The sequence below is a fragment of the Bartonella sp. CL162QHHD genome (assembly GCF_042195435.1).
GTDB lineage: Bacteria > Pseudomonadota > Alphaproteobacteria > Rhizobiales > Rhizobiaceae > Bartonella.
In genome coordinates this window covers 1-3,477 of the sequence record NZ_JBHIOG010000003.1, presented here as the reverse complement: position 1 = coordinate 3,477, position 3,477 = coordinate 1, and the positions used below count along the sequence as shown (strand labels likewise).

3 protein-coding genes and 2 pseudogenes are annotated in these 3,477 nt (G+C 37.8%); 2 read left to right on the top strand and 3 right to left on the bottom strand.

Annotated elements, in window-relative coordinates; translation table 11 throughout:
* Window positions 1-369, top strand: a pseudogene (locus tag ACFILD_RS00115) (PBSX family phage terminase large subunit); the annotation flags it as partial.
* Window positions 354-1,113, top strand: a pseudogene (locus ACFILD_RS00110) (portal protein); the annotation flags it as partial. The pseudogenes ACFILD_RS00115 and ACFILD_RS00110, both read left to right, overlap by 16 nt.
* 157 nt (window positions 1,114-1,270) lie before the next feature.
* Here the strand turns inward: ACFILD_RS00110 and ACFILD_RS00105 are convergent.
* The 3 genes from ACFILD_RS00105 to ACFILD_RS00095 form a co-directional block, all read right to left on the bottom strand.
* Window positions 1,271-1,594 carry a helix-turn-helix domain-containing protein gene (locus ACFILD_RS00105; RefSeq protein WP_015856199.1) on the bottom strand — a complete coding sequence of 108 codons (324 nt, stop codon included), beginning with the start codon at window positions 1,592-1,594 and terminating at the stop codon, window positions 1,271-1,273.
* A 1-nt stretch (window position 1,595) separates the two neighbouring features.
* Window positions 1,596-1,946 (bottom strand): type II toxin-antitoxin system RelE/ParE family toxin, encoded by a 351-nt coding sequence (locus tag ACFILD_RS00100; protein WP_041581387.1) that lies wholly within the window; start codon window positions 1,944-1,946, stop codon window positions 1,596-1,598.
* 577 nt (window positions 1,947-2,523) lie between these two features.
* Window positions 2,524-3,303, bottom strand: a complete 780-nt coding sequence (locus tag ACFILD_RS00095; RefSeq protein WP_375664599.1) for a hypothetical protein — start codon at window positions 3,301-3,303, stop codon at window positions 2,524-2,526.
* Window positions 3,304-3,477: the final 174 nt, after the last annotated feature.

The window sequence follows — 3,477 nt, the reverse complement described above, 5'->3', positions numbered from 1 at the left end:
ACCAGAGACCGTGTGCACAATGTGAGTTTTGAGAGCGCTCTTAAACAGGCAGGCTTTCAAACAAAAGTTATCCCTAATCAGGGAGCAGGAGCTGTTAAGATACGTATAGAAACAGTCCGCCGTGTTTTGCCTTCTGTTTGGTTTAATGAAAAGACGACGGTAGCAGGACGTAAGGCACTGAACTGGTATCACGAGAAATGGGATGAGAAGCGCAATATTGGCTTGGGAGCAGAGCACGATTGGTCCAGTCATGGGGCAGATGCCTTTGGACTGATGTGTATTTCATACAAACCACCAAAAGAAATACAAAAGCGACCAGCTTATAGCGGCAGAACGGAATATGAGAGTACCTCATGGATGGCAGAATGATGTATGATGAAGAGCATTTAGATAAAGAAAGTAACGCATCAGATTTGTCGACAGAAGGCTTATTTCGCAAGCTTGTGAGCTGGTACAAAGAAGATGTGGAGCATGTGAACAAATGGCGTGAACATGCGCGGGAGGATTTTGGTTTTTACAATGGTGATCAATGGAATGAAGAAGATTTATCGGCGTTAAAAAAGCAACGCCGCCCCGTTATGACCTTTAATCGTATTGCCCCATTGGTCAATGCCGTTGTGGGGTCAGAGCGTAATAACAAGCGCGAAGTGCAGTTTATTCCCCGTCAAGTAGGGAAGGCATTGCCTAGTGAATTGCTTACTGGTGCGGCAGAATGGTTTCGGGACATGGCGCATGCCGAATACGCTGATAGTGATGCTTTCCAAGATGCGGTTATCTGCGGCATGGGGTGGACTGATACACGGCTTGATTATGAGAACAGCCTCGATGGTGAACCGGTCATTACGCGTTTAGACCCGTTAAAGATGGTTTGGGATAGTGCAGCGGTGCAACCGAATTTAACCGATGCGCAACGTTTGTGGTATGTAGACCGCAAGCCGTTAGAAGTAGCTAAGCAGATGTTTCCCAAATCTCATTGGACAGAGCTGAGTGCAGATTGGGCAAGGGATGGTAGCTCTCATGAAGGTGTTCACCATAATGATCTTGATTATTACAGTGATGAAGGGAGCATTGATGTTGAAAACGGTCGTCGGATGGTTACACTTGTTGAAGGGCATTATAAACAAAAATACAATAAAGTCAATAGGTTGAGTGTAATTATCTTATATGAATCCACTCAAGAATCCACACTTTTATACGTGATTCATTTGACCATTTTTTATAAACAATTGCCATGTATGAATAGACCATAAAAAGCTAATCATAAAGAAGTTTAAGAAGAAAAAACAACTTCAAAATGTCCTTCAAGCGTTTTAACTTCTTTCGGATTAACAATAATCTTTATATCGTTTCCCAATTTTGCCAAACACTCAAGCATTTTCATTTCACTAATTCCTCGAAATTCTCCACTTAAGAGTTTAGACAGTTTTGGTTGAGTCATTTTCAAAAGTTGACTAGCCTGTTTTTGTGTTAAGTTCTTTTCTTTCAGAATTTGACTAATCTTATGAGCAAGTTGCGCTTTGATAAGCATCTCTCTGGAATCTGAAAAGCCAAGATCCGCATAAACATTGGAACTACCGTGAAAAACATTGATCATTTTAATTCCCTTCTAATTGTTCTGCTAACTTGAGACGTTCTTTAATCAGATTAATGTCTGGTTTTGGTGTTGCAATGCCACGGGTCGATTTTTTCTGAAAACAATGCAACACATAAAGAGATTTTTTATATTGTATCGTATAAACAGCGCGATAAGTTCCTTGAATATCGCGTTCAATAATTTCTAGAACATTGGCAGATCCAAACCCCTTGAGAACCTTAACATTTTCTCCTCTATCTCCTATCTGAGCAAGATAAAGAGCATAACCAATCCTTTGTTGAATAAGATCAGGAAGACTTTTTATATCTTTGAGTGAAGAACCAAGCCATATGATACGTTTTATTTTACTCATGATTATTAATATACCCATATGGGTATATTTTCAAGTGGTTATTCTAATTTTGTGATTTTTTAATAACTATTATTAATAAAATTGACTTGATAAAAATGGTAACAAAAAACCATAATTGTTTATTTATCTTATGAAAAGCTGCTTTGTAAAAACCAACGCTTCCAAATGTAAAAAGAACGTTTTTTGCAGATATTTATTGAATATGCATTTGCTTTTGATTGGATTGTTAAAGCTACCGAGCGTTTTGATTTGTTTGATACGTTTGATAGCCATAACAAGCGTTATAGGTTTTCTCATTCAAATGAGTGATTAAAGATCATATGCATCATTTACATTCCTTTTGATAAGTTTTCATATCTCTCATAGAGCGCTTGCAATATGATACGTTTTGTATATATGCATTCATTACTCCATTGTGGATGATTCATTTTAATCAATAAAAAACGCTATTTGAAAGCCGCGTCATATCATTTGGCACGGCTTTTTTTATTTTACTCTCTCTTTTATGATATGTTTATAGCAATGCATTTTATATGCGTTTATAACCATAAAGAAGGCACGTCCCCCATGTCTCTTTTTATTCTGTTTTATCAGTTATATTGACAACATTATCCCTTTCATAAACCTCACAATTTTTTGGAACCAACCTTACTTTGCTTTTTTTGTTGATTTTTGCATTGCCATAAGCACGCCCCCAGATCGTTGCACAATATGAGATTTTAGCATTGCCATAAACAGAGCCATAAATCTCACAAGAGCCACTCACACAAGCATTGCCATAAACCTTGCCATAAATTTTTGCACGACCATTAATAACAGCATAATTATAAATTTTTGCATGGCTATAAATACAAGCCAAGCCAGAAACCTTGGCATGACCATAAACGCGTGCATAACTAAAAACCGTAGCATCATAAGAAACATGCGCATGGTCATAAATATGAGCATCAGAAAGAACGCGGGCACGACCATTCACATGGGCATACCCATAAATATTGCCATAAACATGAGCATTGCCAGAGACAAAAGCATGGTCATAAACTTTAGCATATTGAGAGATAAAAGCTGTTCCATAGACCTCAGCATTGCCATAAACTTGACCACAGACTTGAGAAAAATGGCGTATTTTTGCATTTTCATACACTCTTGCATGACCGTAGACACAAGCCTCATCATACACCCAGCAATTGCCATCATGGGATAGATTGGCTTCCTTTTCAATAAAGCCGCCTAAAGACCCCGCCTTTATATCATCAAAATCTTTTAAAGCCCGAATGCGATAAAGGTTTATAATATTTCGAGTAAGAGCATGTTTGATTTTTTTGATTTCACTGGTTAATTCGTATTTTTTGCACATAGAGATACCCTCACAATTTAATGTGATAAACATTTGATAAAATTTGGAATGGGAAAATTTGAAAGAAGGGCGCCCCCGCCGCGCCCGCGCGTCTTTACGCAGCGTTATTTTCAATAATCTTTACAACGGTATCGTTTTCATAAATTTCACAATCTTCAGGAATTCCATATGCAT

Bases quoted from the DNA above. Each gene is read 5' to 3' on its own strand.
- ACFILD_RS00100 (WP_041581387.1), bottom strand. From the start codon at position 1,946: ATGAGTAAAATAAAACGTATCATATGGCTTGGTTCTTCACTCAAAGAT.
- ACFILD_RS00095 (WP_375664599.1), bottom strand. From the start codon at position 3,303: ATGTGCAAAAAATACGAATTAACCAGTGAAATCAAAAAAATCAAACAT.
- ACFILD_RS00105 (WP_015856199.1), bottom strand. From the start codon at position 1,594: ATGATCAATGTTTTTCACGGTAGTTCCAATGTTTATGCGGATCTTGGC.